Annotated in this window: 26 protein-coding genes; 10 read left to right on the forward strand and 16 right to left on the reverse strand. The window is 72.5% G+C overall.

Annotated features, from left to right (window positions below):
- Window positions 1–30 precede the first annotated feature (30 nt).
- From dapA to ACIQFY_RS15545, 3 genes are all read right to left on the reverse strand, one after another.
- On the reverse strand, window positions 31–1,008 hold the full coding sequence (dapA, locus tag ACIQFY_RS15535) for a 4-hydroxy-tetrahydrodipicolinate synthase (RefSeq protein ID WP_058730183.1): 978 nt from the start codon (window positions 1,006–1,008) through the stop codon (window positions 31–33).
- A gap of 383 nt (window positions 1,009–1,391) precedes the next feature.
- Window positions 1,392–1,898 (reverse strand): dihydrofolate reductase, encoded by a 507-nt coding sequence (locus ACIQFY_RS15540; protein WP_209686065.1) that lies wholly within the window; start codon window positions 1,896–1,898, stop codon window positions 1,392–1,394.
- Complete coding sequence (locus ACIQFY_RS15545; RefSeq protein ID WP_235426526.1) at window positions 1,898–2,722, reverse strand: thymidylate synthase; 825 nt, start codon at window positions 2,720–2,722, stop codon at window positions 1,898–1,900. The genes ACIQFY_RS15540 and ACIQFY_RS15545 overlap by 1 nt, the downstream gene beginning before the upstream one ends.
- A 78-nt stretch (window positions 2,723–2,800) precedes the next feature.
- Between ACIQFY_RS15545 and ACIQFY_RS15550 the strand changes: the two genes are divergently transcribed.
- On the forward strand, window positions 2,801–3,712 hold the full coding sequence (locus ACIQFY_RS15550) for a TIGR01777 family oxidoreductase (protein ID WP_400340842.1): 912 nt from the start codon (window positions 2,801–2,803) through the stop codon (window positions 3,710–3,712).
- A gap of 110 nt (window positions 3,713–3,822) precedes the next feature.
- Here ACIQFY_RS15550 and ACIQFY_RS15555 read toward each other — a convergent pair whose 3' ends face one another.
- Both ACIQFY_RS15555 and ACIQFY_RS15560 read right to left on the reverse strand, forming a co-directional pair.
- The gene (locus tag ACIQFY_RS15555; RefSeq protein ID WP_400340844.1) at window positions 3,823–4,290 is read right to left on the reverse strand and encodes a hypothetical protein; all 468 of its coding nucleotides are present in this window, start codon (window positions 4,288–4,290) and stop codon (window positions 3,823–3,825) included.
- Window positions 4,287–5,039: a 4-hydroxy-tetrahydrodipicolinate reductase gene (locus ACIQFY_RS15560; RefSeq protein ID WP_209686068.1), complete on the reverse strand. Its 753-nt coding sequence runs from the start codon at window positions 5,037–5,039 to the stop codon at window positions 4,287–4,289. The genes ACIQFY_RS15555 and ACIQFY_RS15560 overlap by 4 nt, the downstream gene beginning before the upstream one ends.
- A 22-nt stretch (window positions 5,040–5,061) precedes the next feature.
- Here ACIQFY_RS15560 and ACIQFY_RS15565 point away from each other — a divergent pair, with 22 nt between their 5' ends.
- On the forward strand, window positions 5,062–5,571 hold the full coding sequence (locus ACIQFY_RS15565) for a GNAT family N-acetyltransferase (RefSeq protein ID WP_400340846.1): 510 nt from the start codon (window positions 5,062–5,064) through the stop codon (window positions 5,569–5,571).
- A gap of 50 nt (window positions 5,572–5,621) precedes the next feature.
- Here the strand turns inward: ACIQFY_RS15565 and ACIQFY_RS15570 are convergent, their stop codons facing one another.
- A complete protein-coding gene (locus tag ACIQFY_RS15570; protein WP_066657952.1) occupies window positions 5,622–6,224 on the reverse strand; it encodes a histidine phosphatase family protein in 603 nt (200 codons plus the stop codon).
- A 5-nt stretch (window positions 6,225–6,229) separates the two neighbouring features.
- Window positions 6,230–7,564: a pitrilysin family protein gene (locus ACIQFY_RS15575; protein WP_251160862.1), complete on the reverse strand. Its 1,335-nt coding sequence runs from the start codon at window positions 7,562–7,564 to the stop codon at window positions 6,230–6,232.
- A gap of 245 nt (window positions 7,565–7,809) precedes the next feature.
- On the opposite strand from ACIQFY_RS15575, the gene ACIQFY_RS15580 reads away from it, so the two are divergent.
- The gene (locus tag ACIQFY_RS15580; protein ID WP_066653259.1) at window positions 7,810–8,457 is read left to right on the forward strand and encodes a TetR/AcrR family transcriptional regulator; all 648 of its coding nucleotides are present in this window, start codon (window positions 7,810–7,812) and stop codon (window positions 8,455–8,457) included.
- A 124-nt stretch (window positions 8,458–8,581) separates the two neighbouring features.
- Window positions 8,582–9,109 (forward strand): YbhB/YbcL family Raf kinase inhibitor-like protein, encoded by a 528-nt coding sequence (locus tag ACIQFY_RS15585; RefSeq protein WP_400340849.1) that lies wholly within the window; start codon window positions 8,582–8,584, stop codon window positions 9,107–9,109.
- An 81-nt stretch (window positions 9,110–9,190) separates the two neighbouring features.
- Here ACIQFY_RS15585 and ACIQFY_RS15590 read toward each other — a convergent pair whose 3' ends face one another.
- Window positions 9,191–11,464 (reverse strand): polyribonucleotide nucleotidyltransferase, encoded by a 2,274-nt coding sequence (locus ACIQFY_RS15590; protein ID WP_066653253.1) that lies wholly within the window; start codon window positions 11,462–11,464, stop codon window positions 9,191–9,193.
- A 306-nt stretch (window positions 11,465–11,770) separates the two neighbouring features.
- On the opposite strand from ACIQFY_RS15590, the gene ACIQFY_RS15595 reads away from it, so the two are divergent.
- Complete coding sequence (locus tag ACIQFY_RS15595) at window positions 11,771–12,982, forward strand: hypothetical protein (protein ID WP_251154816.1); 1,212 nt, start codon at window positions 11,771–11,773, stop codon at window positions 12,980–12,982.
- A 27-nt stretch (window positions 12,983–13,009) separates the two neighbouring features.
- Here ACIQFY_RS15595 and ACIQFY_RS15600 read toward each other — a convergent pair whose 3' ends face one another.
- From ACIQFY_RS15600 to ACIQFY_RS15610, 3 genes are all read right to left on the reverse strand, one after another.
- On the reverse strand, window positions 13,010–13,630 hold the full coding sequence (locus tag ACIQFY_RS15600) for a CE1759 family FMN reductase (RefSeq protein ID WP_066653250.1): 621 nt from the start codon (window positions 13,628–13,630) through the stop codon (window positions 13,010–13,012).
- A gap of 154 nt (window positions 13,631–13,784) precedes the next feature.
- On the reverse strand, window positions 13,785–14,054 hold the full coding sequence (gene rpsO / locus ACIQFY_RS15605; RefSeq protein ID WP_058742593.1) for a 30S ribosomal protein S15: 270 nt from the start codon (window positions 14,052–14,054) through the stop codon (window positions 13,785–13,787).
- Window positions 14,055–14,154: 100 nt separating this feature from the next.
- Window positions 14,155–14,601, reverse strand: a complete 447-nt coding sequence (locus tag ACIQFY_RS15610; RefSeq protein ID WP_066653249.1) for a VanZ family protein — start codon at window positions 14,599–14,601, stop codon at window positions 14,155–14,157.
- Between the two features lie 103 nt (window positions 14,602–14,704).
- Here ACIQFY_RS15610 and ACIQFY_RS15615 point away from each other — a divergent pair, with 103 nt between their 5' ends.
- From ACIQFY_RS15615 to ACIQFY_RS15625, 3 genes are all read left to right on the forward strand, one after another.
- The gene (locus ACIQFY_RS15615; protein WP_400340852.1) at window positions 14,705–15,805 is read left to right on the forward strand and encodes a glycoside hydrolase family 6 protein; all 1,101 of its coding nucleotides are present in this window, start codon (window positions 14,705–14,707) and stop codon (window positions 15,803–15,805) included.
- An 84-nt stretch (window positions 15,806–15,889) separates the two neighbouring features.
- A complete protein-coding gene (locus ACIQFY_RS15620) occupies window positions 15,890–16,942 on the forward strand; it encodes a M4 family metallopeptidase (protein ID WP_400340853.1) in 1,053 nt (350 codons plus the stop codon).
- Between the two features lie 17 nt (window positions 16,943–16,959).
- Entirely contained in the window at window positions 16,960–17,238 is a 279-nt protein-coding gene (locus tag ACIQFY_RS15625) for a protealysin inhibitor emfourin (protein WP_066653244.1), read from the forward strand.
- On the opposite strand, the gene ACIQFY_RS15630 is transcribed toward ACIQFY_RS15625, so the two are convergent.
- The 3 genes from ACIQFY_RS15630 to ACIQFY_RS15640 all read right to left on the reverse strand — a co-directional run bounded on the left by ACIQFY_RS15630 (window position 17,228) and on the right by ACIQFY_RS15640 (window position 20,890).
- Window positions 17,228–19,474 (reverse strand): ATP-binding domain-containing protein, encoded by a 2,247-nt coding sequence (locus ACIQFY_RS15630; protein ID WP_251154811.1) that lies wholly within the window; start codon window positions 19,472–19,474, stop codon window positions 17,228–17,230. The genes ACIQFY_RS15625 and ACIQFY_RS15630 overlap by 11 nt on opposite strands.
- Before the next feature lie 208 nt (window positions 19,475–19,682).
- Window positions 19,683–20,519, reverse strand: coding sequence for an aldo/keto reductase (locus ACIQFY_RS15635; RefSeq protein WP_066653239.1), 837 nt, complete (start codon window positions 20,517–20,519; stop codon window positions 19,683–19,685).
- Complete coding sequence (locus ACIQFY_RS15640) at window positions 20,519–20,890, reverse strand: FKBP-type peptidyl-prolyl cis-trans isomerase (protein ID WP_058728797.1); 372 nt, start codon at window positions 20,888–20,890, stop codon at window positions 20,519–20,521. Before ACIQFY_RS15640 ends, ACIQFY_RS15635 begins: the two co-directional genes overlap by 1 nt.
- Window positions 20,891–21,071: 181 nt before the next feature.
- Here ACIQFY_RS15640 and ACIQFY_RS15645 point away from each other — a divergent pair, with 181 nt between their 5' ends.
- Together ACIQFY_RS15645 and ACIQFY_RS15650 are read left to right on the forward strand one after the other, a co-directional pair.
- Entirely contained in the window at window positions 21,072–22,388 is a 1,317-nt protein-coding gene (locus tag ACIQFY_RS15645; RefSeq protein ID WP_081984746.1) for an MFS transporter, read from the forward strand.
- Window positions 22,389–22,564: 176 nt separating this feature from the next.
- Window positions 22,565–23,653 carry a YihY/virulence factor BrkB family protein gene (locus ACIQFY_RS15650; RefSeq protein WP_400340856.1) on the forward strand — a complete coding sequence of 363 codons (1,089 nt, stop codon included), beginning with the start codon at window positions 22,565–22,567 and terminating at the stop codon, window positions 23,651–23,653.
- Window positions 23,654–23,756: 103 nt separating this feature from the next.
- On the opposite strand, the gene ACIQFY_RS15655 is transcribed toward ACIQFY_RS15650, so the two are convergent.
- Both ACIQFY_RS15655 and ACIQFY_RS15660 read right to left on the reverse strand, forming a co-directional pair.
- On the reverse strand, window positions 23,757–25,241 hold the full coding sequence (locus ACIQFY_RS15655; RefSeq protein WP_251160871.1) for an aspartate ammonia-lyase: 1,485 nt from the start codon (window positions 25,239–25,241) through the stop codon (window positions 23,757–23,759).
- A 126-nt stretch (window positions 25,242–25,367) separates the two neighbouring features.
- Window positions 25,368–25,664 carry a hypothetical protein gene (locus ACIQFY_RS15660; protein ID WP_066653232.1) on the reverse strand — a complete coding sequence of 99 codons (297 nt, stop codon included), beginning with the start codon at window positions 25,662–25,664 and terminating at the stop codon, window positions 25,368–25,370.
- Window positions 25,665–25,697 lie beyond the last annotated feature (33 nt).

Genomic DNA, 25,697 nt, shown 5'->3' on the forward strand with positions numbered 1-25,697 from the left:
CGACGCGCTACCGCTGCGCCGCGTGCTTTCCTAACGTGTGGTGCCTGGCACCTTCGGCAGTGCGCCGCCGGCCGCCGCGTTGCGGTCCGGGCGGAAGTTCGAGAAGTCGGCACCGGGGATGTCCCGGACCGCTTCGAGGGAGGTCTCGATGGCGTAGGCCTCGGTGTCCTCGGGGCCGACGAGCGGCAGCCGGACGCGCGGGCTGCCGATCCGGCCGAGGCCGTGGAGCACGTACTTCGCCGCGACGGTCCCGGGGACGTGGGTCATGATCGCACGGACGAGCGGTTCGACGCGCTTGTGCTCCGCGGTGGCGGTCGCCAGGTCGCCGCGGTTCACGGCGTCGACGATCGTGCGGTACGGCGTGCTCGTGATGTTCGCCGTGACGCCGATCAGCCCGGTGGCGCCGATCGACAGGTGCGGGAGCACGTTCGTGTCGTCGCCCGAGAAGTACATGAGGTCGGTGTTGTTGAGCACCCGGGAGACCTCGGCGAAGTCGCCCTTGGCGTCCTTCACGGCGAGGATGTTCGGGTGGTGCGACGCCCGCACGATGGTCTCGTACGTGATCGGGATGCCCGTGCGGCCCGGGATGTCGTACAGGATCACCGGCAGGTCGGTGGCGTCGGCGATCATCCGGAAGTGGGTGAGGACGCCCGCCTGGGTCGGCTTGTTGTAGTACGGCGTGACGATCATCACGCCGTCGGCGCCGGCCTTCTCGCTCTGCTTGTAGAGGTGGATCGCGTGCGCGGTCTCGTTGGAGCCGCCGCCCGTGATGATCTTCGCGCGGCCCGCGGCGACGGACTTGCCGACCTCGACCAGGCGGAGCTTCTCCGGGTCGGTCAGCGTGCTCGTCTCGCCGGTGGTGCCGGTGACGACGATGCCGTCGGCGCCAGCCGTGATGCAGTCGTCGATGTGCTGCTCGACGCCGGGCCAGTCGACCTCGCCGTCGGCCGTGAACGGCGTCACGAGGGCGACGAGGACCTGACCGAAGGGATTCTCACGCGGGGACACGCCCTCCAGCGTACCGGGGATGCGCGACGGCACCGCCGTCCGGTCGGACGGTGCGCGGCTCGCGGACGGTGCGACGCCGCGGCCGGCTCCGGCCGGGAGGCGCGGCGCGGCTCCGCCCGGGAGACGCGGCTCGGCTCCGCCGGGGAGACGCGGCTCGCGCACGGCGCACGGCGCGCGGCTGCGGCCGGGAGGCGCGGCCCGGCTCCGTGCGGCGACTCGCGGCCCGGCGGGTGGACGCCGCGGGCTGGCGCGGTGCACAACCGGAAGCACGTCGCGCCACGGGATTGCGTGGCGCGACGTGCTTCGTGTTGTGCGCGAGCACGTCGCGCCGGCGCGCGCCGGCCGCGGCGGCCGCGCCGGCCGCGCCGCGGGCACCGCGGACGCTACGCGCGGCGGCGCCACTCCCGGAAGCGGTAGCGGGTGGCGTCGACGCGCGACTCCTGCCACGGGCCCTCGTCGACGAGCTCCCACGCGTCGTCGAGCGCCGGCGCGCGGGTGTCTCCCGGTACGTCGCGGTCGACGATCGTCTCGGACACCCGGTCGGCGAAGGGCAGGGCGTCGGCGTAGACGGCTCCCCCGCCGATCACCCACACGGTCTCGTCGGTGTCGAGTGCGGTCGCCAGGTCGTGCACGACCTCGGCGCCCTCGGCCGACCACGAGGGGTCCCGCGTCAGCACGACGTTCCGACGCCCCGGCAGTGGTCGGAACCGCGGCGGCAGTGAGTCCCAGGTGCGCCGCCCCATCACGACCACGGCGTCGCCGGTGACCTGCCGGAAGTGCGCGAGGTCCTCCGGGACGTGCCACGGGATGCCGCCGTCGGCGCCGATCACGCCGGACGCGGTGCGCGCCCAGACCATGCCGACACCGCGGACGGGCTCGGTCCAGGCCATCAGACGGCGACCGCGGCCTTGATCGCCGGGTGGTGCTCGTAGTCGACGACCGTGAAGTCCTCGTACACGTAGTCGTCGATCGAGTCGCGCGGAGCGATCTCGAGCGTCGGGTACGGGTACGCCGTGCGGGAGAGCTGCTCGCGGACCTGCTCGACGTGGTTGTCGTACACGTGGCAGTCGCCGCCGGTCCACACGAAGTCGCCGACCTCGAGCCCGGTCTGCGCGGCGATCATGTGCGTGAGCAGCGCGTAGGACGCGATGTTGAACGGCACGCCGAGGAACATGTCCGCGCTCCGCTGGTACAGCTGGCACGAGAGCTTGCCGTCGACCACGTAGAACTGGAAGAACGCGTGGCAGGGGGCGAGCGCCATCTCCGGCACGTCGGCGACGTTCCAGGCCGAGACGATGAGACGACGGGAGTCCGGGTTCGTCCGGATCTGCTCGATCACCTGGGCGATCTGGTCGACGTGCTCCCCCGACGGGGTCGGCCACGAGCGCCACTGCACGCCGTAGACCGGGCCGAGGTCGCCGTCCTCGTCCGCCCACTCGTTCCAGATGCGCACGCCGTGCTCCTGCAGCCACCGGGCGTTGCCGTCGCCGCGCAGGAACCAGAGCAGCTCGTAGGCGACGGACTTGAAGTGCACGCGCTTGGTCGTGACCAGCGGGAAGCCCTGCGACAGGTCGTACCGGAGCTGCGCGCCGAAGATGCTGCGCGTGCCGGTGCCGGTGCGGTCGCCCTTCGGCGCACCCTCCTCGAGCACCCGGCGCAGCAGGTCTTCGTAGGGAGTGGGGACGGTGGGATCGGGCTGCACGGTCTCGCTCACACGGAGAGCCTACGTCCACGACACGGCGAGCCTCCGTCCACGAGGAGAACCCGGGGCTCGCTGAGTACCGTGGGCCGCATGTCGACCCAGCCGATCTCGATCCTCGTCGCCGGTGCGTCCGGCTTCATCGGGACCCCCCTCGTCCGCGCCCTGCGCGAGGCCGGACACCACGTCACGACGCTGACCCGCAGCGAACCCCGCACCGCGAGCGCGTTCCGCTGGTCCCCCGGCACGCGACCGCTCGACCCGGCGGTGCTCGACGGCGCGGACGTCGTGATCAACCTCGCCGGCGCGAACATCGGCAGGCTGCCCTGGACCGAGTCGTACAAGCGGGAGATCCTCGACTCGCGCGTGCAGGCCACCGAGACCCTCGTCGAGGCGATGCGCCACGCGACGAACCCTCCGGCGCTCTTCCTGTCCGGGTCGGCCTCGGGCGTGTACGGCGACCGTCCCGTGGACGTCCTCGACGACGACGCCGAGGCCGGCCGGGGCTTCCTCGCCGACGTCTGCACCCAGTGGGAGGCCGCCGCGACCGCAGCCCCCGAGGGCGTCCGCGTCGTCCTGCTCCGCACCGGCATCGTGGTCGGGCAGGGCGGCGGCGCACTCGCACCCCTCGTGCCGCTCACCAAGGCGGGACTGGGCGGCAAGCTCGGCACCGGTGGCCAGTTCTGGCCGTGGATCGCGCTCGAGGACGAGGTCGGCGCGATCGTGCACCTCGTCACCAGCCCGGAGGCCGCCGACGTGCGCGGCCCCGTCAACCTCGCCGGACCGGAGGCCGCGGTGTCGAACCGCATCACCCGCCGCGTCGCCGAGGACCTGCACCGCCCCTACCTGTTCAGCGTGCCGGCCTTCGCCCTGCGAACGCTGCTCCGCGAGGCCGCCGACGAGATGCTGCTCTCGAGCCAGCGCATGGTGCCGCGCAAGCTCACCGGCTCCGGCTACCGGTTCCGGTACGAGCACGCCGAGGACGCGGTCGACGCGGCCTTCTGACCCGACGACCGGAACGACCCGACGACCCGGAACGACCCGACGACCGGAACGACCCGACGACCCGGCGGACGGGAGGCCCGTGGCGGACACCGCCACGGGCCTCCCGTCCGTCAGCGGGTCGCCGCCGCCTTCGCCAGTGCGGTCCGCATCGCCGCTCGCGCCCGCTTGCGGTCACCGGCGGCGTCGTAGACGATGCCCAGTCGGTACCAGCCGCGCCAGTCCTCGGGGTCGGCCTCGACGGCGTCCCGGTACCGCGGGAACAGCTCGTCGGCTGCCTCGCGCGTGGGGCGCCCCGACGGGCGGACGGGGACGACGTCGTCCGGGGTCGCGCCCTCGCGCTCGAGCCGCGCGCCGAGCCGTGTGATGCGCAGCCCGAAGCGGACCTCGAGCACGAGCAGCAGCGCGCCGATCGCCGCGACGACGAACAGCGCGACGCCGATGCCGATGCCGATCGGCTGCCCGGTCGCCACGAACGCGACCGCACGCTGACCGACGAGCCCGATGTAGAGCGCGAGCAGCAGGGTCATCAGCGCCGCACCCCAGAACGGGGAGCGGAGGGACCGCCAGGTCGACGTCACGGCTGGCCGATGCCGAGGACGCTGCCGAGCCCGACGGTCAGGCCGCGGGCACCGACCACGGCGGACAGCGCCGCCCGGACGCCTGCGACGTACGCCACGTCGTCGTTCGTGTCGTGGCGGATCGTGACGGTCTCACCGGGGCCGCTCAACAGCACGTCCTGCACCGCCTTCACCCCCGGCAGGCGCAGGGAGTGGATCGGGACGCTCGCCACCTGCTGCCCGCGGGCACGCTGGTCGACGTGCGGGGCGTCGACGGGACCGACCTCGCGACGGGCGTCCGCGATGAGCTCGGCGGTCCGGACGGCGGTGCCCGACGGGCTGTCGATCTTGCCCGCGTGGTGCGTCTCGACGATCTCGACGGACGGGAACCACGGCGCGGCGATCGTGGCGAGGTGCGTGGCGAGCACCGACCCGATCGAGAAGTTCGGGACGACGAGCACACCCTGGTCGGGCCGCGCCTCGAGCCCGGAGCGGAGCGTCGCGAGGCGGTCGAGCGACCAGCCGGAGGTCCCGACGAGGACGTTCGCGCCGCTCGCCAGGGCGTGGTCGACGATCGCGGGGCTCAGCGCCGGGACGGTGACGTCCACCACGACGGCTGCTCCGCCGAACACCGACGGCGGTGCCTCGTGCACGGCGTCCTTCGAGGACAGCGACGCGACGAGCTCGAAGCCGTCGAGCGACTCCACGACGGAGGCCACCAGGCCCCCGAGACGACCGGTGGCGCCGACGACGGCGACGGGAGTGACCATGGCTCCATCCTAGGATCGACGCATGCCGCTCCAGGTCAGGTCCGTCCCCGCCGATGCACCCGAGGTCGACGCGCTGCTCGACGCCTACCTCGACGAGCGCGAGGCGACCTTCCCGAGTGCGCAGGGCTCGTACGCGCGGAAGCGCACCCCGGCCGTCGAGTTCACGGCGCCGAACGGCGTGTTCGTGGTCGCGTACGAGGTCGACGAGGACGGGGCGCTCCCGATCGGGTGCGGCGGCCTGCGACGGATCGCCGCCCGTGCGGACGGCGATGCCACGCCGGACGACGACGCACGGTTCGAGGTGAAGCACGTCTACGTCTCCCCCGCCGGACGGGGTCGGGGCGTGGCGACCGCGGTGATGGACGCACTGGAGGGCGCCGCGCGGGACCTCGGCGCGACGAGCGTCGTCCTCGACACGAACGACTCGCTCGTCGCCGCGGGTGCGATGTACCGGAGCCGCGGGTACGAGCGCACCGCGGCGTTCAACGAGAACCCCAACGCGACCGCCTGGTACCGCAAGCCGGTGCGCTGACCGGTGTCGTGCCTCCCGGCCGGCCCCGTGGCGCGCTGGGTGGCGGGCCGCTAGACGGGTTGTTCGACCGGCAGACCCGTGCGGAGCTCCACCGGCAGGTGCGCCAGGTCGTTGAGGGTGACCACCTCGGCCGGCTTCGCGGAGCGGATCCGGATGATGGTGAGCGCCGTGTGCGCCACGTTGGTGCCCATCCAGCGCCACTCCGGTGCCTGGAAGGCCTCGCGGACGAACCAGCCGATCACGGCGTTGTGCGTGATGAGCAGGTCGTGGCGATCCTCGCGCGCCGGGGTGAACCACTCGGCGACGGCGTCGCCCATCTGGGCCTGCCCGGCGACGATCTCCTCTTCCGTCACGCCGCCGTACCAGCCCTGGTACGCGTGCGGCATGTCCGGCGTCGGTCCCGACGGGATGCAGTCGAAGAGCAGCGTCGAGGGCTCCGGCTGGATCGAGGGCAGCCGCTGTGCGAGGTACGCAGCCGTCTCGCTCGGCGCGTCGAGCGGCGAGTGGTACACGCCGTCGAAGGGCACCCCGCCGAGGCGGTCGGCGACGAGCACTGCCTGGCGCTTGCCGCGTTCGGAGAGCTTGCCGTCGCGGAGTCCGTGCTCGGCGTCCTGGTGTTCGCCGTGCCGGACGAGGTACAGGTAGTGCGACACGTCCGTCACCCCTCGACGCCGATGGCCGCGGCGAGTTCGTCCCGCTGCACGGCTCCCACCACCGAGGTGATCGTGGGTCGGGTGAGCAGGTCGCGCGCCAGGTCGAGCACGTCGCCGGCGGTGACCCGGTCGACCCGCTGCAGCGCGGTGCCGAGATCGGTGAACTCCCCCGTGCCCAGTTCGGACCGGCCGAGGCGGGTCATCCGGGCGTCGGAGTCCTCGAGCGAGAGCGTGAGGGCTCCCTCGATCTGGCCCTTGGCGCGGCGGAGCTCGTCCTCGGTGATGCCGTCGTCGACCATCCGCGCGAACTCGGCGTCGATGATCTCGACCACGCCGGCGACGTTGTCCGGGGCACAGCCGGCGTAGACGCCGAAGGCGCCGTTGTCGAGGTAGGCCGGGGCGAAGGAGGACACGGCGTAGGCGAGTCCGCGGCGCTCGCGGACCTCCTGGAAGAGGCGCGAGCTCATGCCCCCGCCGAGCACGGCGTTCAGCACGCTGAGCACCGGGCGGCGTTCGTCGCGGAGGTCCAGCCCCTGCGAACCACGGAGCATGCTGACCTGCTCGGTCGGCCGGTGTGCGACGGCGAGGCGCGGCACCGCCGGGTCGGCGACGGGCTGCGGAGAGCGCCGGGCGAGCGGCGAGGCCCGCGGGGCGTCGCGGAAGACGCGCTCGACGAGTTCGCGGAAGCGGTCGTGGTCGACGGCACCAGCGGCGGTGACGACGATGCCGTTCGGTGCGTAGTGCTCCCGGTAGTGGTCGAGGACCTCGTCGCGCCCGACGGCACGGATGCTCTCGGGTGTCCCGCCGATCGGACGGCCGAGGGGGTGCCCGTCGAAGGCAGCGGCGAAGAAGGCCTCGCCCGCGACGTCCGCCGGGTCGTCGGCGGCCATCGCCAGCTCCTCGAGGATGACGCCGCGCTCGACGGCGAAGGCGTCCGCGTCGAGCACCGAGCCGGTGACCATGTCGCCGATCACCTCGACCGCCATCGGGACGTCGGTGTCCCGGACCCGCGCGTAGTAGCAGGTGTACTCCTTGGCGGTCGCGGCGTTGTGCTCACCGCCCACGGAGTCGAACGCGATGGCGATGTCGAGTGCGCTGCGTCGACCGGTGCCCTTGAAGAGCAGGTGCTCGAGGAAGTGCGTGGACCCGAACTGCCCTTCGCGCTCGTCACGGGACCCGACACCGACCCAGAAGCCGAGGCTCGTGGAGCTCGCCCCCGGCACCGACTCGGTGAGGACCCGGACACCGGACGGCAGCACGGATCGACGGACGAAGGCACCACCGGACGTCAGGAAGGACGTGTCCTGGGCCTCGAGCGGCAACGGCACTGGCTGGTTCATCGCAGGAGAGCCTACTGACCCGGCGGGGCCGATCATCCAGATTCCACAGGCTCGCGGCGCGTGCCTCGAACTGGGGTACATTCGAGGAGGATAGAAAGACTCGTCTGTCTGTCCTCACTGTGGTACAGTCGTCACATCGGGTCGGAAGCCCCCCTAGATTCCGACCCGATGGCTCGGGACATCAGTCCTGCGCGGCGGAGTCCCCCCACTCCCCCGCGGAGCCGATGAGTCCGAGGAGCAGCGCTGTGACGGTCGATTCCCCCCAACCGGCCGTCCAGCGTCTCCCCGGCCCGAGCACGAACCTCGCGTCGCCGGACGGGTCGAGCGTCCCCCCGGCTCCCCGCTCCGGCGGCGCGAAGGTCCGCATCCTCGAGACCGCGTCGAGACTCTTCTACGAAGAGGGCATCCGCGGCGTCGGCGTCGACCGCCTGATCTCCGAGGCCAGCGTCACGAAGGCGACGTTCTACAAGCACTACGGGTCGAAGGACAACCTGATCCTGGCCTACATCCGGGCGCAGGACGAGCGGGTGCAGCAGGCCTTCGCGCGCCTGGTCGAGGAGGCAGCCTCCCCGGTCGAGGCCGTCCGCGCCTGGGTCTCCGCCGTCTCGGACGACGTCGGCCGACCGGACTTCCGCGGCTGCGCCTTCCTCAACGCCGCTGCCGAGTACCACGATCCCCGCGACCCGGTCCGCCAGGTCGTCGCCGCGCACCGCGACTGGTACACGGAACAGCTCTTCGCGCTGCTGCAGCGCGCCGGACACCCGATGCCGGGCGACGGCGCCGACGAGCTCATGCTCGCGCGCGACGGCGTCATGGCCGGTGCGTACGCCGGCGACGCCATCGCGGCCACCGCCGCGCTCGGGCGGGTCGTCGAGCGCGTCATCACGCGCTGACCGGGACGGGCGCGTCCGACGCCTCCCGAGTGGGCAGCGGACGGCCGGGAGGCACGTGGCGGCGCCGTCCCGCGCCTCCCGTCCGTCCCATCCACGGGACAGGACGCGGGTGTTGGCTGGACGCATGGCCAACGACCCCAACTGGAACCTCCCCGAGGTCCCCTCGTTCACCCTGACCAGCCCCGACTTCAGCAACGGTGGCGCACTGCCCGACTGGGCACGCGGCTCCGACGCCGGTGGTGAGGACCGCTCCCCCGCACTCGAGTGGTCCGGCGCCCCCGACGGCACGCAGAGCTACGTCCTCACCGTGTACGACCCCGACGCGCCGACCGGCTCGGGCTTCTGGCACTGGAGCCTGACGGACGTCCCGGCCTCGACCACGTCGCTCCCGCAGGGCGCCGGCACCGACGACGCGCTGCTGCCCGCCGAGGCGCTGCGGCGTCGCAACGAGTACGGCACGGACACCTTCCTCGGTGCCGCCCCGCCCGCCGGCCACGGTCCGCACCGCTACGTCTTCACCGTCAGCGCCCTCGACGTGCCGGTGCTCGAGGCCCCCGCCGACGCCACGCCGGCGGTCGTCGGCTTCCTGCTCCGCGAGCACCTGCTCGGCCGCGCGCAGCTCACCGGCACGCAGGAGACGCCCGCCTCCTGACGCCGCCCGGGACACGGCGACGGCCGCCGCTCCAGCAGGAGCGGCGGCCGTCGTCGTGTCAGCAGCGCGAGGCGCGAGGGATCAACCCTCGGCGTTGTCCTCGGTGTGCTTCTCGTGGCCCTCGCGGCCCTCGGTGTCCACCTCGTCGGCGACGACCGGCGCGAGCGAGAGCTTGCCGCGGTCGTCCACCTTGGTGACCTCGACCAGGACCTTCTGGCCGACGCCGAGCACGTCCTCGACGTTCTCCACGCGCTTGCCACCGGCGAGCTTGCGGACCTCGGAGACGTGGAGCAGACCGTCGCGGCCCGGGAGCAGCGACACGAAGGCACCGAACGTCGCGATCTTGACGACCGTGCCGAGGAACTGGTCCCCGATCTCCGGGTTCGTCGGGTTCGCGATGGCGTTGACCTGCGCACGGGCGGCCTCGGCCGACGGGCCGTCGACGGCGCCGATGTAGACGGTGCCGTCGTCCTCGATCGAGATGTCGGCGCCGGTCTCGTCCTGGATCCCGTTGATCGTCTTGCCCTTCGGGCCGATCAGCTCGCCGATCTTGTCGACGGGGATCTGCACCGAGATGACGCGCGGAGCGGTGTCCGCCATCTCGTCGGGGGCGTCGATCGCCTCGGTGAGCACACCGAGGATGGCCGAGCGGGCCTCCTTGGCCTGCTTCAGCGCGGCGTCGAGGACCGACGACGGGATGCCGTCGAGCTTCGTGTCGAGCTGGATGGCGGTGACGAACTCGGAGGTACCGGCGACCTTGAAGTCCATGTCGCCGAGGGCGTCCTCGGCACCGAGGATGTCGGTCAGCGCCGCGTAGCGGGTCTGGCCGTCGACGGTGTCGGAGACGAGGCCCATCGCGATGCCCGCGACCGGCGCGCGCAGCGGCACACCGGCGTTGAGGAGCGACAGGGTCGAGGCGCAGACGGAGCCCATCGACGTCGAACCGTTGGAGCCGAGGGCCTCGGACACCTGACGGATGGCGTAGGGGAACTCCTCGCGCGACGGCAGCACCGGCACGAGGGCGCGCTCGGCGAGGAAGCCGTGCCCGATCTCGCGACGCTTCGGCGAACCGACGCGACCGGTCTCACCCGTCGAGTACGGCGGGAAGTTGTAGTGGTGCAGGTAGCGCTTCTTCGTGACGGGCGACAGCGAGTCGATCTGCTGCTCCATCTTGAGCATGTTCAGCGTGGTGACGCCGAGGATCTGCGTCTCGCCGCGCTGGAAGATCGCCGAGCCGTGGACGCGCGGGATCACGGCGACCTCGGCGTCGAGCGGACGGATGTCGGCGAGGCCGCGACCGTCCATGCGGACCTGCTCGGTCAGGATGCGGCCGCGGACGACCTTCTTCGTGACCGACTTGTACGCACCGCTGACCTGGCCGTTGGCGGACTCGGGGAGCTCCCCGGCCTCGACCTTGGCGGCGACGGCCTCCTTGACGCGGGCCTTCAGGGCGTCGTCCTTGTCCTGACGCTCGAGCTTGCCGGCGATCTGGTAGACGTCCTTGAGCTCGTCGAGGGCGAGGGCCTCGACGGCGGAGTAGACCTCGGGGGCGTACGGCGGGAAGACCGGGTAGTCCTGGATCTCCTTGGCCGACTGTGCGGCCATCTTCGCCTGCGCCTCGACGAGGACCTTGAGGAACGGCTTGGCCGCCTCGAGGCCCTGCGCGACGATCGCCTCGTCGGGCTTGGTGGCGCCGCCCTGGATGAGGCCCCAGGCGTGCTCGGTCGCCTCCGCCTCGACCATCATGATCGCGACGTCCTCGTTGCCCTGGTCGTCGGTGACGACACGGCCGGCGACGGTGAGGTCGAAGACCGCTTCCTCGAGCTGCGAGGCCTTCGGGAACGCGACCCACTGGTCACCGATGAGCGCGAGGCGCACACCGGCGATCGGGCCCGAGAACGGCAGACCGGAGATCTGCGTCGACGCGGACGCCGCGTTGATCGCGAGCGCGTCGTAGAACTCGTCCGGCGCGATGCTCAGGACGGTGATGACGATCTGGACCTCGTTGCGCAGGCCGTCGACGAACGACGGGCGCAGCGGCCGGTCGATGAGACGGCAGACGAGGATCGCCTCGGTGCTCGGACGGCCTTCGCGACGGAAGAACGAACCGGGGATCTTGCCGGCGGCGTACGAGCGCTCCTCGACGTCGACCGTCAGCGGGAAGAAGTCGAAGCCCTCACGCGGGTGCTTGCCGGCGCTGGTGGCCGAGAGGAGCATGGTCTCCTCGTCGAGGTACGCGGCGACCGCGCCCTGGGCCTGCTGTGCGAGGCGGCCGGTCTCGAACCGGACGACACGCTTGCCGAACTTGCCGTTGTCGATGACGGCTTCGGCGAACTTGATCTCGGGACCCTCCAAAAGGGTGCCTCCTTGACGTGTTCGGCAGACCTGGGCGACGGCACTCGTGGTGCGTGCGCGCCGAGGGGTCGGGACGCATGTCTGGCCAGCAGTAGAAGCACTCGGGACTCCGAACGGCCCGCGAGCCACCACCGATGACCAGCTCCGTGCCCGGTCTGCGCAGTGTTGTGTGCCAGCTCCGCGAGTGTGACGTCCGGAGCGTGACGTCCGGAGAACGGTCCCCGGACGATGAGGACTTTACCAGTCCTCAGGCACCCGGCGGGTGTTGCTCCTGGCGAACGGGCGTGTCCCCGGTAGCCTGCCGACATGCGCACCAGCCCTCCCCGGCGCGTGCTCGTCGCGGCCGCCGTGGTCGTGGGCGCGCTCGTCGCACCGGTCGTCACCGCCCTGCCCGCGAGCGCGTCGACGACGGAGTACCCCACGTGGCAGGACGTGCAACGCGCGAAGGGGGACGAGCAGGCCGCGGCCGCAGAGGCGACGAAGGTGCAGGCGGCACTGCGGTCCGTGCAGGCCGACGCCGCGGCGAAGTCGCAGACCGCCCTCGACGCCTCCGAGGCCGCCGACCGTGCCGAGGCGGACCTCGCGTCGGCGACGCAGACCGCCACGGCGCTCCGGTCCCAGGCCGACACCGCCGAGCGCACCGCCACCCAGGCGCAGGACCGTGCGGGGCAGCTCGCCGCGACCCTGTACCGGGACGGCAGCCAGAACGCGATGACCACGCGCATCGCCACCACGGACGACCCGGACCAGCTGCTCTACCAGCTCGGCGCCGTCGACCAGCTCTCGAGCACGTGGGAGGGCGTCCTCGAGGACGCCTCGGTCGCCGGCCGCACGGCGGAGTCGCTGCACGACCAGGCCGAGCGTGCCGAGTCCGAGCGGAGCACCCTCGCCGCCGCCGCCGAGGAACGGTCCGCCACGGCCCGGACGGCCTCCGACGCCGCCGAGCGGGCCGTCGCCGACACCCAGCAGCACAGCGACGAGCTCTACGCGCAGCTGGCCACCCTGAAGGACACCACCGCCACGACCGAGCAGCGGTACGAGCTCGGCGTGCAGGTCGCCGCACAGAAGGCCGCGCAGCAGCGGGCGCGCGAGCGAGCCGCCGCAGCCCAGCGCGCGGCGGCGGCAGCCGCCCCCTCGGCCCCGGCGCCGGTCGCGACCAGCGGCGGGACCGACACGTCCTACCCGAGCACGGGCGGCGTCACGGTCGACCCGGCCGGTGCGCAGGCGTACGCCCGCAGTGCGATCGGCGCCTACGGCTGGGGCGGCGACCAGTTCTCGTGCCTGGTCTCCCTCTGGAACCAGGAGTCGGGCTGGCGGGCCAACGCCCTCAACGCCTCGAGCGGTGCGTACGGCATCCCCCAGTCACTGCCCGCGAGCAAGATGGCGGTCGCCGGGGCGGACTGGCGGACGAACGCCGCCACCCAGGTCAACTGGGGGCTGGCGTACATCCACGACGCCTACGGCTCGCCCTGCGCGGCGTGGAACCACGAGATGAGCGTCAACCCGCACTGGTACTGACCGGCCGACACCGTCTGGTACCGCGGGTCAGTGGCCGAGGCCACCGAGCAGGGACGCGAAGTCGGTCGGCGCGGCGAGCGTCTCCTGCTGCGGCGTCCGCCGGGAGGCGCGGATCGCCCAGGCCAGATCGACCCCGGCCCGGCGGATGCGTGCGTCCAGCGCGGCGGAGTCCGCCTCGCTCCCCCAGTCGTCGGTCGCGGCGAAGACACCGGTCGGTACGACGGCGGCGCGCAGGTACGCGAACACCGGGCGGAGGGCGTGGTCGATCGCGAGCGAGTGCCGTGCGGTGCCCCCGGTCGCCGCGAGCAGCACCGGCAGGTCGGTCACGCCGTCCTTGTCGAGCACGTCGAGGAACGACTTCGCCAGACCGCTCATCCCCGCGGTGAAGACCGGGGTGACGAAGACGAGCGCGTCTGCCTCGAGCACGGTGCGCTGAGCGGCGGCCAGGCCCGGTGCGGCGAACCCGGTGAGCATCGCGTCGACGATCTCGTGGGCGATCGGACGCAGCTCGACGTGACGGACGTCCACCGTGCCTCCCGGCTGGTCGGCCGAGACGGCGGTGACCGCGGACGCGGCGAGCCGATCCGCGAGCAGGCGGGTGGAGCTGGGCTCGGAGAGCCCGGCGGAGACGACGGCGATGGTGGTCATGACAGTTCCCGACTTTCGATGCGTTTGCATGAACATCGTACCGAACCGAGGCCGGGGCGCAACCATTCCCGGTCGTGGCCGGCCGGGGACGAGGAACGCCCCGGTCCTCACGAGGAGGACCGGGGCGTTCGGTCACGCAGTGTCTGCGAGTCGACTAGCGACGCAGGCCGAGGCGCTCGATGAGCGCACGGTAGCGGCTGATGTCGACGTCGGAGAGGTACCCGAGGAGACGGCGACGCTGACCGACCATGAGCAGCAGACCACGACGCGAGTGGTGGTCGTGCTTGTGCTCCTTGAGGTGCTCGTTCAGGTCGTTGATGCGACGCGTCAGAACGGCGACCTGGACCTCGGGGGATCCGGTGTCGCCCGGGTGGGTCGCGTACTCTTCGATGATCTCCTGCTTGACCTTCGCGTCAAGTGCCATGGATGATCCCCTTCCTGTCCGTTGCGCGGTGCTCATGCCTGATGCATGGGCGCTCTTTGTCCGCGGCCGTTCGACGGCAACCGGACGAGACTACCAGAGTTCAGGCAGGGCGGGCGCGCAGCCGCTGCCGTCGCGGCACCGGCAGCAGGCTCCGGACGAGCCCGACGAGGGTGGCACCGAGCAGCCCGCCGAGACCGTTCGACAGCACGTCCCGCGGATCCGCGACCCGGTACGGCAGGAAGCGGGCCTGCGCGAGCTCGATCCCGACCGACAGGACGACCGCGACCACGGCGCCCAGCAGCCACCAGCGACGCGGCAGCCACAGCGCCGCGATCATCCCGACGGGGACGAACATCCCGATGTTCGCGAGGAACTCGACCCGGTCGTAGGTGAACCAGGCACCGTGCGGCAGCTGCTGCAGCCAACCGATCACGTGCAGCACGAGCTCGTCCTGCGCATGCGTGAAGACCCGCGGCGTGAGGGTCATCCGCCAGATCACCCAGGCGTAGCCGGCGGTGAGGGCGAGCAGCAGGAGCTTCCGGAACATCCGGTCAGTATCGCTGCCGGCTCCTGGCAGCCGGCCGCGCCCCACCTGGGCGGACGCCGGGCCACCCTGGCACGACGCTGTGGCCTGCTGCCAGCATGGACCTATGCCGGAGCAGGGGACGCGCGGCCGCACCAGGGGCAGCGGACGACGACAGTGGGCGGTGCTCGCCGTCGGAGCGGTCGTCGCCGTGGCCGTGGGCGGGCTCGTCCTCTCCACGGTGTCGGGGTCCGATGACGGTCCGGACGGCACCGGCACCCCCGGCGCGACGACGACGAGGAGCAACGGTGTCGAGCCGGGCCGGGCGATCGCGGAGCGCGAGTCGGCCGCGGCCGCGTTCCCGGGCGGCCTGGCCCACCAGCCGGACCAGGACGGACAGGCTGCGCGCCGAGCCGCCGCGGCCCGGGCGGACGGCGAGCGCGCGACCGCCGAGCAGATCGACGTCATCGCGGACCAGCCCGTCGCGACCTGGCTGACGAACCCCTCCGAGTCCGTCACCCGACAGGTCGTCCGGCGGGTGGTCCGGGGCGCCGAGCAGCAGCACCGCACGCCCGTCTTCGTCCTCTACGCGATCCCGGACCGCGACTGCGGCAGCTACTCCGCCGGCGGCACCGCCGAGGACGCCTACCTGCCGTGGGTGCGGTCGGCCGTCCGGGAGATGGCCGGCTCGCACGCGGTCGTGCTCGTCGAACCCGACTCGATCGCGCAGATCCACGTCTGCGAGCGCCTCGGTCGGGAGCGCCTGCGACTGCTGGACCGCGCCGTGGACGAGCTCGCCGGACACGGGTTGACGGTGTACCTCGACGGCGGCAACGAGGACCGGGTCCCCGTCACCGAGATGGCACGGTGGCTGCGGGCGGCCGGGGTCGACCGGACGCAGGGCTTCGCGACGAACGTCTCGAACTTCTACCGGGTGGACACGGAACGCGCGTACGCCGACCGGTTGGCGGACGCGATCGGTGGCGACCCGCACTTCGTGATCGACGTCTCGCGGAACGGGCAGGGCTGGCGCGGCACCTGGTGCAACCCCGAGGGTGCGGGACTCGGACAGGCACCGCACGTCACCGCGGGGTCCACCCGGCTCGACGCCCTGCTCTGGGTGAAGACGCCCGGGCTCAGCGACGGCACCTGCAACGGCGGACCGGCGGCCGGGCAGTGGTGGGAGTCGTACGCCCTGGCGCTGGTGGAGCACCGCCAGCGCGACTGACCCGCCGGGCCCCCGCAGCCCCAGCCGGCCAGCTGCTCCGGACCGGGCAGCACCGTCGTCGGTCGTCGGTGGTTCCATGGCGCCATGACCGCCACCCGCCGCCACTCCGTCGTCCCGCCGTACCTGCTGCGCGCCGTCGCCGCCGCGTCGGAGCACCCCCGCGCGGCCTCGGCGGCACGGACCGCGCTGGCCGAGATGGACGTCGTCACCGCTCCGAAGCACGAGCACCGCGTCCGACCGCAGGGCATCAGCGGCTCGGTCGACCGCTCGCCGCAGCGCACCGTCGCCGACGCGCGCGGCACGACCACCCTGCCCGGCACGGTCGTCCGGCGCGAGGGCGACCCCGACTCCGGTGACGCCGCGGTCGACGAGGCGTACGCCGGACTCGGCGCGACGCACGCGTTCTGGCTCGACGTGTTCGGCCGGGTGTCGATCGACGGCGCCGGGCTCCCCCTCGACGCCACGGTGCACTACGGGCAGGACTACGACAACGCCTACTGGGACGGGCGGCGCATGGTGTTCGGCGACGGGGACGACGAGGTGTTCCGGCGCTTCACGGTCGCGCTCGACGTCATCGGCCACGAGCTGGCCCACGGCGTGACCCAGTACACCGCCGACCTGACGTACCAGGGGCAGTCGGGCGCGCTGAACGAGTCGGTGAGCGACGTGTTCGGTTCGCTGGTCGCGCAGTACGCCGCCGGGCAGACCGCCGACCAGGCCACGTGGCTCATCGGCGAGGGGCTCTTCACCGACGCCGTGCACGGCGTGGCACTCCGGTCGATGCGGGCCCCGGGGACCGCGTACGACGACCCGGTGCTCGGGAAGGACCCGCAGCCGGCGACCATGGCCGACTACGTCGAGACCACCGAGGACTCCGGCGGCGTGCACCTGAACTCGGGCATCCCGAACCACGCGTTCTTCCTCGCCGCGACCACCATCGGCGGGTACGCGTGGGAGGGCGCGGGAGCCGTCTGGTGGGACGCCCTGACGTCGCCCGAGACGACCGAGGACATCGACTTCGCCGGCTTCGCACGGGTCACGGTCGACGCCGCCACGGCACGCTTCGGGCAGGGCTCGACGGAGCACACCGCGGTCGAGGACGCCTGGCGGAGCGTCGGCGTGCTCACCGGTCCGTGACGGCGTAGAACCGGAGCATGCAGATCGTCGTCCGCCGCAGTGGTGGGTTCGCCGGCCTCTCGCGGGGCTGGCGGATCGACACCGACTCGTGCGACGACCCGGACGCCTGGGACGACCTGGTCGGCGCCCTCCCGCGCGAGGCCCCGGCGCGGCGGCGGCAGGCGGTGCCCGACGACTTCACGTGGACGGTGAGCGTCGCCCGCACCACCGTCACGATCCCCGGCAGCCAGCTCGACGGCGCGTGGGCGGCCCTCGTCGCGCGGGTGCGCGACGAGGGCGAGCCGATCAGTCGGTGACGTCGACGACGACCAGCCGTCGCGTCGGTCGCGTCATCGCCACGTAGACCGCGGCCGCGGCGCGTGCCGCGTCGGCGCCGACCCGGTCCGGGTCGACGAGCAGGACGCCGTCGAACTCGAGGCCCTTCGCGTCCGCCCCCGTCAAGACCGTCACCGACCCCGGTCGCGGCGAGCCGAGCCCCCGGACGTCGGCGTCGGTGCGGGCGAGCCGCTCGCGGACGGCGGTGAGCTCGGCCTCGGGCACGATGACGCCGATCGTGCCGGAGCCGATGCGCTCCCGCTCGGCGTCCACGTGCTCGGCGACCGTGTCGAGCAGCGCCGCCCGGGGCACGGACACGCGGTCGACCGGGTCGCCGTCGCGCACGGCCTCGGTGCGCGTGACCGCCAGTCCGGCGGCGTCGGCGAACGCACCCGCCGCCTGCACGATGGAGCGCGGCGTGCGGTAGTTGACCGTGAGCTCGGCGATCCGGTGGTCGAGCGGCACCACGGGCGCACGTCCGCGACGGCGGCGTGCGAGCGCACCGACGACGTCGTCCCACGTGCGTGCGGCGGCCGGCGAGGAACCCTGCGCCATGTCACCGACGATCGTGAACGACCGCAGCGGGTTCCGGCGGGCGAGGACCCGCCACTGCATCGGTGAGAGCTCCTGGGCCTCGTCGACGACGATGTGCCCGTAGGTCCACTCCCGGTCCTCGGCGGCGCGCTCGGCCGTCGTGCGGGGATCGCCGCCCTCGGCGAAGGACCCCGCGACCTGCTCGGCGGAGACGATGCCCTCGACGCCCATGTTCTCGATCGCCTGGCGGGCGTTCTCGATGTCGCGGTTGCGGCTGGCCTTGGCCGCGCGCTTCGCGGCACCGCCGGTCGGGTCGAACGGCCCGAGGAGCTCGGCGGCCTCGTCGAGGAGCGGGACGTCCTCGATCGTGAAGCCCGCGCCACGCGGTCGCTGGAGCAGTGCGCGGCGTGCGGGTGTCCAGTCCGGCGTGAGCGAGGCGAGCCAGTTCGGGCGCGCGTAGAGGTCCTCGAGGAACTTCTCCGGCGGCAGCGGCAGCCACGCGGTGTTGAGCAGGACACGGGCGTCGTACGAGCTGCGGATGTCCTCGCGCAGGACCTTCTCGTCGGCCTCGTCCACCGTCGTGCCGCGGGCGCGGAGCTGGTCGGCGAGCAGGCGGGTCATCGCGTCGAGGGCGATCTTGTTGAAGGTCACCCGGGCGACGTTGTGCGGCTTCCCGCGGTCCTGCGCCCGCTTGAGGGCGTCGGCGACGAGCTGCGGTGGCACCGTGAGCCGCTCCCCCTCGACGTCGAGCACGACCGACTCGGTCGGGACGACCTGGCGGGAGCGGACGGCACGGCGGAGCAGCGACGCCATCTGCGCCGAGCCCTTCACCGCGGCGACGTCCCCGTGGTCGTGCATCGTCGCGTGCACGCCCGGGTACAGCGACCCGAGCGAGGCCATCACCACGCCGGTCTCGCCGAGCGACGGCAGCACCTGCTCGATGTACGTCAGGAACGCCGGGGACGGCCCGACCATGAGCACGCCGGAGCCCCGGAGCCGGTCGCGGTGCGTGTACAGCAGGTACGCGGCGCGGTGCAGCGCCACGGCGGTCTTGCCCGTACCGGGGCCGCCCTGCACGATGAGGACGCCCTCGAGCGCGGAGCGGATGATGCGGTCCTGCTCGCCCTGGATCGTCGCGACGATGTCGGTCATCCGACCGGTGCGCTCGGCGGTGACCGCCGCGAGCAGCGCTCCCTCGCCCTGCAGGTGCGTGCGCTCGTCGTCGTACAGGGTCGCGTCGAAGACCTCGTCCTCGACGTTCACGACCGTGCGACCCTCGAGCGTCAGGTGGCGGCGGGCGCGCATGCCCATCGGGTGCGCTGCGGTCGCCTGGTAGAAGGCGCTCGCACCGGGGACGCGCCAGTCGAGCAGGAGCGGTCGGTGCTCGACGTCGCGGAGGCCGACGCGGCCGATGTACCGGAACGTGTCGTCGGGCGACTCCGGCTCGGACACCTCGAGCCGACCGAAGACCAGGCGGTCGCCGACGCGGTCGAGCGTGGCGATCGTGTCCTCGTACAGGCGTGCGTAGGCGTCACGCTCGCTGCGGCTCTGGTGGTTGCCGCCGACCGCCTGGCGGCGGGTCTCGGCGAGACGCTGCTCGGCCTCGGACGTCAGCTCGTCGAGACGGGTGAAGAGACCGTCGACGTAGCTACGTTCGCGGTCGGTCTCGGTCGGTTCGGACACACGCCACCCTTCGGGAAACAGGGGTGTCCAGTGTAGTCCCGCCGGGCGACCTCCGGGGGCGACGAGACGCACGGGCGACCGGGGGACGGACGGGAGGCGCGGTGTCGGCCGACACCCCTCCCTCGCAGGCTCGGTCGGCGCGCCCCGCGCGACGCTTCGCGTCGCCGCTCAGCGGGGCGCGCCCGTCCGTCCGTGGGGGCGGCAGCCCCTACATCTCCTCGTGCGTGTCCGGGTCGCCGTCCCAGAGACGCCCGCGCTCGAGCCCGGAGATCGCGCGGACCTCGTCGTCGGTCAGCGCGAAGCCGAAGACGTCGAGGTTCTCCCGCTGCCGGTCCGCGTCGCCAGACTTCGGCACCGGGACCGCGCCGAGCTGGACGTGCCAGCGCAGCACGACCTGGCCGGGCGTCACGCCGTGCGCGGCCGCCGCGTCGAGGACCGGCTGCTCGGTGAGCAGCTCGGACTGCTTCGCGAGCGGGCTCCAGCTCTCGGTGACGATGCCGTACTCGGCGTGCACCTTGCGGAGCTCGGCCTGCGGGAAGTACGGGTGCAGTTCCACCTGGTTCACCGCCGGGGCGACACCGGTGGCGTCGATGATCGCCTTCAGGTGCTCGGGCGTGAAGTTCGAGACGCCGATCGAGCGGACCTTGCCGCTGTCCCGGAGGTCGACGAAGGCCTTCCACGTGTCGACGAACTTCCCGACCGACGGGTTCGGCCAGTGGATGAGGTACAGGTCGACGCGGTCCAGCCCGAGGTTGCCGAGCGTCTCGTCGATCGAGCGGTGTGCCTCGTCGTAGCCGTGGTGCCGCCCGGGCAGCTTCGACGTGACGACGAGGTCCTCACGGTCGACCTCCGACTCGCGCACGGCGCGGCCGACGGCGTCCTCGTTGCCGTAGTTCAGCGCGGTGTCGAGCAGCCGGTAGCCGCTCGTGATCGCCGCGCCGACCGCTGCGGTGCCCTCGTCGCCGTTCAGCCCGTAGGTGCCGAGGCCGAGCTCCGGGAAGCGGTGGCCGTCGTTCAGCTCGATGGTGGGCGCGCCGACCTGCATCAGCGGACCCCGAGCAGGTCGATGATGAAGATGAGGGTCTTGCCGGAGAGGAAGTGCCCGCCGCCGGCCGGGCCGTAGGCGAGCTCCGGCGGGACGGTGAGCTTGCGGCGCCCGCCGACCTTCATTCCGGGGATGCCCTCCTGCCAGCCACGGACGAGTGCTGCGAGCGGGAAGTCGATCGGCTCGCCCCGGTTCCACGAGCTGTCGAACTCCTCGCCGGACTCGTACTCGACGCCGGCGTAGTGCACCTTGACGGTCGAGCCGGGCTGCGCGACGTCGCCGTCACCCTCGACGATGTCGGTGATCACGAGCTCGGTGGGGGCCGGGCCCTCGGGGGCGTCGAACTCGGGCTTGCTGTTGAGGTCAGTCATGGCGTCAGTCAACCAGCTGGGGTGTGGTGGCTCCCCCGGCGGCGCGGGTGTCTCGCTCCCCGCGAACGGGCGCGATCCGTCACGCTCAGCGGACGAACGCGACACACTCCGCCCGCTCGCGTCGCCGGAGCCCGCAGATTCCGCCCGCTCGGGGCGGCGCAGGCCGCAGAATGGTTCCACCGTGACACGACCTGACACCGAACCCCGCCGCCGCCTGCTCGCCGACCTCACCCCGCTCCGCCGCTCCCCCGCGTTCGCGCGGCTCTGGGCCGGCACGGCGATCGCCGGCATCGGCACGCAGATGACCACCGTCGCGGTCGGCCTCGAGGTGTACGAGATCACCCGCTCGACCTTCGCGGTCGCGCTCGTCGGCGTGATCGCCCTCGTCCCGATGATCGTCGCCGGGCTCTACGGCGGGATGCTCGCGGACGCCTTCGACCGGCGGCTCGTGGCCCTCGTGTCCGCGATCATCGCCTGGGCCGCGGTCGCGCTCATCGCCACGCACGCCTGGCTCGGGCTGCACAGCGTGGCGCTCCTCTACGTGCTCGCGACCGTCAACGCCGTCGCCGCGACGGTGAGCAACGCCTCGCGTTCGGCGATCGTCCCCCGGCTCGTCGGGACGGACCTGCTCCCGGCGGCGAGCGCCCTCGGTGGCATCGCGTCCGGGTTCCAGGTGACGGTGGGCCCGGCGATCGCCGGTGTCCTCATCGCGAGCGTCGGCTTCGCACCGACCTACACGATCGACGTCGTGCTCTTCACGTTCGCCTTCCTCGGCGTCTTCACCCTCCCCCGGATGGCGGCGGAGCACGACGCCCTCCGCCCCGGGCTGCGCTCCCTGGTCGAGGGTGCGCGGTTCCTCCGGCGGTCCCGCAACATCACGATGACGTTCGTGCTCGACATCGTCGCGATGACGTTCGGCCAGCCGCGCGTGCTCTTCCCGGCGATCGGGGCGCTGGTCATCGGCGGCGGGTCGATCACGGTCGGCACCCTGACCGCCGCCTACGCCGTCGGCGCGCTGCTGTCGAGCGTGTTCTCCGGCCCGCTCGGGCACGTGCGACGCCAGGGCGAGGCCGTCGGCTGGGCGATCACGGCGTACGGCGCGGCGATCGCGGCGTTCGGCGTCGTCATCGCGGTGGCGCACCTGCTCGGCGGTCGGTCCGGCGAGGCCTTCGGCGTCGAGATCCTGCCCGCACTCGGACTCGCGGCGCTGTTCCTCGCGGCGGCGGGCGGCGCGGACAACGTCAGCTCGGTGTTCCGGAACACGATCCTGCAGGCGGCCTCGCCCGACGGGATGCGCGGACGGCTGCAGGGCATCTTCATCGTGGTCGTGACCGGCGGCCCGCGCCTCGGCGACCTGTACGCCGGGCTCGTCGTCGCGGCCGGCATCGCGTACCCGCCGATCATCGGCGGCGTGCTCATCATCGGACTCGTGGCACTGCTGCTCCGGCTGGTGCCCTCCTTCCGCCGGTACGACGCACTCGACCCGCACGCGAACTGACCGGCGGGTGCCGGCCCCGTCAGGTCCGAGACTCGGCCTGGCGGACGAGGCTCGCGCGCGGGAACGGCAGATCTGTCCGCGGGGCCGAGTCTCGTGCAGCTGCCCGAGGACGGGAGGCGCGTGGCGGTGCCGCACCGCGCCTCCCGGCCGTCGTGGGGTCGGGTACGGTACATCGCATGCCCGACAGCGCCTCGCGCGACCTGCAGCGGACCGGCGTCCGCGCGGTCGTCCGGCGCACCTACCACTCGGTGATCCGCCACCGCGTCGTGGACGCCGCGGCCTCCCTGACGTTCTTCGCCCTGCTGACCGTGTTCCCCGCGGCGCTCGCCGTGGTGTCGGCCCTGTCCGTCGTGGACCGGCAGGGCGACAGCCTGAACGACATCATCCAGGTGCTGGGCTTCATCGTCCGCCCCGAGACCGCGCAGCACCTCGAGGGGCCGCTGCGCCAGCTGCTGACGCTCGACAACCCGTGGGTGGGCTTCTCGATCGGGCTCGTCCTGACGCTGTGGTCGCTCTCCGGGTACGCCACGGCGTTCGGACGGGCGATGAACACCGCCTACGAGGTCGAGGAGGGCCGGCGGATCTGGAAGTTCCGCAGCATGATGCTCCTCGTCACGTTGCTCGTGATGGTCGGCGGGGCGATCGCGATCGTCATCCTGCTCGGCACCCCGACGATCTCGGCAGCGATCGTCCGGCAGCTGGGGTGGGCGCCGTGGATCGACGACCTGTGGAACGTGGCGAAGTGGCCCGTGCTCGCCGTCGTCCTCGTGGTGATGGTGGCGGTCCTCTACTACGCGACGCCGAACGTGAAGACCCCGCAGCTGCGGTGGGTGTCGGCCGGAGCGGCGTTCGCGATCGTCACCTGGGCGGTGGCGACCCTCGGCTTCTCGATCTACGTCGAGACGGTCGGCGGCAGCGGGAACCGGGCCTACGGGTGGCTCGGTGGCGCGATCCTGCTGCTCGTGTACCTGTACATCTCGAACTTCGTGCTCGTCGTCGGCGGGGAGCTCGACTCCGAGGTCATCCGGATGCGCCAGCTCCTCGCGGGCATCGAGGCTGACGAGTCGATCCGACTGCCACTCCGCGACGTCACGCGGAACTTCACGCTCGCACGCTGGCGCGACCAGGACATCGCTGCGGCGCACCGGGTCCGGCTCGCCGCGCAGCAGCGTGCCGAGGACGAGCACGAGGAGCCCTCGCCGCCCGAGGAGCACCTGCGCGCGATGTCGCACCAGGTGCGGGTCGGCGAGCCCCCGCTGCCCTAGGCTCCAGCGCTCGCGCGGCGCTCCGCACGACGCAACGTCGGCGACGCCTCGCAACGCTGTACCGCTGCGCAGTGCCGCCGAGGTTGCGTCCCGCGGGACGGGGTCAGCGCTCGCGCGCGACCCGCTCCGCCTCGGCGTCCAACATCTCCTCGGTGACGATCGGGATCGCCCCCGTCGCGAGCTCGATGCCCGACAACCGTGCCGGCGACAGGACCCGCTGCACCTGGTCCTCGTCCATCAGCCCCGCCGCCGTGACGAGCGTCGCGATCGGCGTCGAGGTCGTCAACGCGGTGTGCGCGATCGACGCCGCGGCCGCGTAGCCGATGTAGGGCGTCAGCGCGGTGACGACGCCGACGTTGGTGTCCACCTGCGCGGCGAGCTTGGCCTCGTTCGCCTCGATGCCCGTGACGCAGTTCACCCGGAGCGTGGCGCACCCGCTCGCCATCCACTGCAGCGATTGCAGGATCGAGTGGGTGATGATCGGCTCGAAGGCGTTGAGCTGCAGCTGCCCGCCCTCGGCGGCCATCGTCACCGTGGTGTCGGCACCGGCGACGGCGAACGCGATCTGGTTCACGACCTCCGGGATCACCGGGTTGACCTTGCCCGGCATGATCGACGACCCCGCCTGGCGTGCGGGCAGCGTGATCTCGCCGAGCCCCGCCTGCGGCCCCGACGCGAGCAACCGCAGGTCGTTGCAGATCTTCGACAGCTTGGCCGCACTGCGCTTCACCGTGCCGGACAGCGTCATGAAGGCACCGGCGTCACTCGTCGCCTCGATCAGGTCGGGTGCGGTGACGATGTCGAGCCCGCTCGCGACCTGCAGCTGCCGACGGACCTCGTCGCGGTACTGCGGGTCCGCGGTGATGCCCGTGCCGATGGCCGTCGCCCCGAGGTTCGTCTCCGCGAGCAGCGGCGAGACCGTGCGGAGGAGCAGGACGTCCTCCTGGATGGTGTGCGCGAACCCGGTGAACTCCTGCCCGAGGGTCATCGGCACGGCGTCCTGCAGCTGCGTGCGCCCGACCTTCAGGACGTCCTGGAACGCCCGGCCGCGCTCGGCGAACGCGTCGGAGAGCAGTTCGAGCTGCTCGGTGAGCCGCCGCACCCCCAGGATCATCGCCAGCTTGATGCTCGTCGGGTAGGTGTCGTTCGTCGACTGGCTGCGGTTCACGTGGTCGATCGGGTGCAGGTACGCGTAGTCGCCCTTCTCACGCCCGAGGATCTCGAGGGCGCGGTTGGCGAGCACCTCGTTCGTGTTCATGTTCGTCGACGTCCCCGCGCCGCCCTGCACGACGTCGACGACGAACTGGTCGCGGAGGCTCCCGTCGCGGACCTCCTGCGCCGCCTGGTCGATGGCGTCGGCACGCTCGGCGTCGAGCACGCCGATGGCCTTGTTCGCCCGCGCGGCGGCCTGCTTCACGGTCGCGAGCGCCTCGATGAGGTCCGGGTACACGGCGATCGGCACCGACGTGATCGGGAAGTTCTCGAGCGCCCGGAGGGTGTTGATGCCCCAGTACGCGTCGGCGGGGACCTCGAGGGATCCCAGCGAGTCGGTCTCGGTCCTGGTGCGCGCTGCTTCGTTGCCGGTCACCCTGTCGAGGCTAGCCCGTCCGGCCGGTCGGGTCCGGCAGGTGGGCGCGCGTGGTGACCGTCGACGGACGGGAGGCCCGTGGCGGCGTCGCCACGGGCCTCCCGTCCGTCAGGTGGACGTGACCCGTCAGTGGAACTGCGGGACGATCAGGTAGATGCCGTAGAGCACGGCCAGGCCGGAGACGGCGAAGCACGCGACGGCGAGCGCGCGGAACGCGCGGACGCCGGGCTGGACGGTGCCGGGCTGGGGGAAGCCGGCAGTGGCGGGGCCGACGGTGCCGTCGTCCTTCACGGTGTACTTGCCGGCGCGCGTGTCGGCGGCGCTCCAGAGGCGCAGGCCGATCGAGTAGACGAGGACCACGAAGCACGCGGAGACGACCGCGACGATCGCCACGGTGAGGAATGCGAACCAGTCGATGCCCATCAGCGGCGCCCTCCGCCCAGGGATGCGAAGCTG

It is taken from the genome of Curtobacterium sp. NPDC092190, assembly GCF_044755625.1.
In the GTDB taxonomy this organism is placed as follows: domain Bacteria; phylum Actinomycetota; class Actinomycetes; order Actinomycetales; family Microbacteriaceae; genus Curtobacterium.